Annotated in this window: 4 protein-coding genes; all 4 read right to left on the bottom strand. The window is 73.9% G+C overall.

Annotated features, from left to right (window positions below; translation table 11 throughout):
• Positions 1–204: hypothetical protein (locus SACHA_RS24830; protein ID WP_198010082.1), on the bottom strand; the 204-nt coding region annotated here is incomplete at its 3' end.
• Positions 201–1,487: a hydroxyacid-oxoacid transhydrogenase gene (locus tag SACHA_RS0102585; RefSeq protein ID WP_019806983.1), complete on the bottom strand. Its 1,287-nt coding sequence runs from the start codon at positions 1,485–1,487 to the stop codon at positions 201–203. The genes SACHA_RS0102585 and SACHA_RS24830, both read right to left, overlap by 4 nt.
• A gap of 185 nt (positions 1,488–1,672) precedes the next feature.
• A complete protein-coding gene (locus tag SACHA_RS0102580) occupies positions 1,673–2,380 on the bottom strand; it encodes a GntR family transcriptional regulator (RefSeq protein WP_019806982.1) in 708 nt (235 codons plus the stop codon).
• Positions 2,381–2,443: 63 nt separating this feature from the next.
• Positions 2,444–3,038 (bottom strand): S-methyl-5-thioribose-1-phosphate isomerase (gene mtnA / locus SACHA_RS19950; RefSeq protein ID WP_019806981.1); only part of this gene is annotated, 595 nt, incomplete at its 5' end.

Genomic DNA, 3,038 nt, shown 5'->3' with positions numbered 1-3,038 from the left:
CATGCTGAACATGGCGCGTGCCGCGACACCGGCCGCCACCTCGCCGGTCACCGCGGTGCGCAGGTCCCGCAGGAGTGCCTCGGTGGCGGTGCCGGTGTCGGCCTCGTCGGCGGCGCCGGCACCGCCGGTGTCGGGGTCGCGGGGTGGCCGGGTGGTCGACGTGGTGGTCGGCTCGGACGGCATGGTCACCAGTTCTCGCCTCACCAGTTCTGCATCGAGTCGGTCAGGATGGCGGCGATCCGGTCGTCCGGGACGTCGCGCGGCGCCACCGACAGTAGCCGCTGCTGCCGCATCGTGCCGTCCACGAGGGAGGGAACATCGGCCTCGCCGAACCCGACGGCCGCCAGGCCGTTCGGGATGCCGATGTCGCGCATCAGCGCGGTGAGCGCGGCGGGCAGGCACCCGGCCGGGTCGGTGCCCGCCAGCCGTTCCGTCCCGGCCGGGTCCAGGATCCGGGCGGCGCCGACGTGTTTGTCCGGGTCGGTGGGGAAGGTGAACCGGAACGCCGCGGGCGCGGTCAGCGACACCGACTCGCCGTGCGGAACCAGCGCCGCCGCGCCGGGGTAGTTGCGCGGGCGGTACTCCCGCACCCGGCCCGCGATCGGGTAGGCGCACGCGTGCGGGATGTGCACTCCCGCGTTGCCGAAACCCATCCCCGCGAACGTGGCGGCCAGCATCATGTCGGTGCGCGCGTCGAGGTCACCGCCGCCCAGCACCGCCCGGCGGAACGAGCGGGCCAACAGGTGCAGCGCCTTCTCGGTCCAGGTGTCCGAGATCGGGTTCGCACCGTTGTAGGCGACCCGGGTCTCCGGGGTGTGCCGGGGGAACGAGTGGAACGGCCGGGCGGTGTAGGACTCGAGTGCGTGGCAGAGCACGTCCATGCCACTGGCCGCGGTCACCTCCGGCGGCACGGACAGCGTGACCAGCGGGTCGATCACCGCGGTCGTCGGGCGCAGGGCCGGGTGGCTGATGCCGGACTTGACCCCGAGGTCGAGCAGGTCGAGCACGCACACCGGGGTGGTCTCCGACCCGGTGCCCGCCGTGGTGGGCACCGCCACCAGCGGCTTGAGCGGACCGTCCGGGGCCTTCCCGTGCCCGATCGGCGGGTTCACGTAGTCGAACAGGTCGGCCGGGCAGCTGGTCAGCAGGTTGACGGCCTTGGCGGTGTCCAGCGCCGACCCGCCGCCCACGCCGACGAAGCCGTCCCAGGTCGACTCCGCCGCGAACTCCACCGCCGCCCGGATGCTGACGTCGGTCGGCTCGACGTGCACGCCGTCGTAGATCTCCACGGTGAGTCCCGCGGCCTCGGCCGCGTCGGCCACCCGGCGGGGGACGCCGGTCGCGGCGACCCCGGGATCGGTGATCACCAGAACCCGGCGCAGCCCCTGCCGGGCCAGGTCGGCCCCGATCTCGTCCACCGCCCCCGCGCCGAACTTCAGCGGCGTGGCGCCCCAGGTGAACACCGTCTCGTGCAGATACTCGGTCATGCCCTCTCCCCGGTCCAGGCTCGCGCGACGGCGGCGCGGCCGAGAGTGGCATGTGGCATGCCACCCGTCAACCACACCCGTCCCCGGCGAGTCGCCGTCTCACGCCCGCGAGTCGCCACCCCGTGCCCGCGAGTCGACCCCTCGTGCCCGCGAGTCGCCACCCCGTGCCCGTGGGTCGACGCGGGTCAGCCCGGGAACGCGGTCCAGTCCAGCGAGAACGGGGGCTCGGCGTCGCCGGTCTCGGACGACTCCTGCCCGAGCAGCAGCCGCGCGGTGTGCCGCAGATGTTCCCGCATCGCCTCGGCCGCGGCGCGGGCCTGCCCCGCCTCGATCAGTTCGTGGATCCGCGCGTGCTCGGCGAGGATGTCGTGCATCCCCCGGGAACGGTCCACTGTGGACGTGCCCCGGAGCAGGATCGTGTCGCGCAGCGAGTCGACGTGGTCGGCCAGGCGGAGGTTGCCGGACGCGGCGTTGATCGTGTGGTGGAACCGGCGGTCGGCGGCCATGAACGCGGCCTCGTCGTGTTCGTCCGCGGCGGCGCGCATCGCCGCCAGGTTCGCGGACAGCCCGGCCGCCCAGCCGGACTCCTGCCTGCCGGTGGCGCGGAACGTGGCCGGCACCTCCAGCAGCAGCCGCAGGGCGAAGACCTCCTCCAGGTCGTGCAACGAGGTCCGCAGCACCCGGGCGCCCCGGTTGCGTTCGAACCGCACCATGCCACGTTCGGAGAGCTGGATCAGCGCCTCGCGCACCGGGGTCCGGGACACCCCGAGCCGCGCGGCGAGATCGTGCACCGAGTACAGCGTTCCCGGCACCAGTTCGCCGCTGACGATGCCGCTCCGCAACTCCTCGAAGATCGCCTTCGCCAGATTCCGGTCGGTGTCGATCTGCCGCATCGGCTCATCCTCGCACGGTGCCCACCCCGCACGGGTGTCGTCGCGGTCGACGGCGGGAGCGGATCACCGAACCGGGGCCACCACGCCGTTCTCGGTCACCACGGCGGTGATCAGGTCGGCCGGGGTCACGTCGAACGCGGGGTTGAACGCCTCGGCGCCCTCCGGGGCCACCGGGACCCCGGAGACGCTGGTGACCTCGGCGGCCGGACGCTGTTCGACGACGATGCCGTCCCCGTCCGGCAGCTCACGGTCCAGGGTGGACTCCGTGGCGACCACGACGAACGGGATGTCGTGGCGTGCGGCGGCCAGCGCCAGGCCGTAGGTGCCGATCTTGTTGGCGACGTCGCCGTTGCGGGCGACGCGGTCGGCGCCGACGAGGACGCAGTCGACCAGTCCACGCGCCATCGCCGCGGCCGCCGCCGCGTCCGGCAGCACCCGGTACGGGATGCCCTCCTCGGCCAGTTCCCACGCGGTCAGCCGGGAGCCCTGCAGCAGCGGCCGGGTCTCGTCGGCCAGGACGTGCTCGATGTGCCCGTCCGCGTGCAGGTCGCGGATCGCGCCGAGGGCGGTGCCCCAGGCCACCGTGGCCAGCCTGCCGGTGTTGCAGTGCGTGAGCGGGCGCAGCGGGCGCCGCGCGCAGTGGGCGAGGACGAGGTCG

Source organism: Saccharomonospora halophila 8, from assembly GCF_000383775.1.
Taxonomy (GTDB): domain Bacteria; phylum Actinomycetota; class Actinomycetes; order Mycobacteriales; family Pseudonocardiaceae; genus Saccharomonospora; species Saccharomonospora halophila.
Note: the sequence above shows the minus strand (reverse complement) of the source record. Positions and strands in the feature narration are given on the sequence as shown.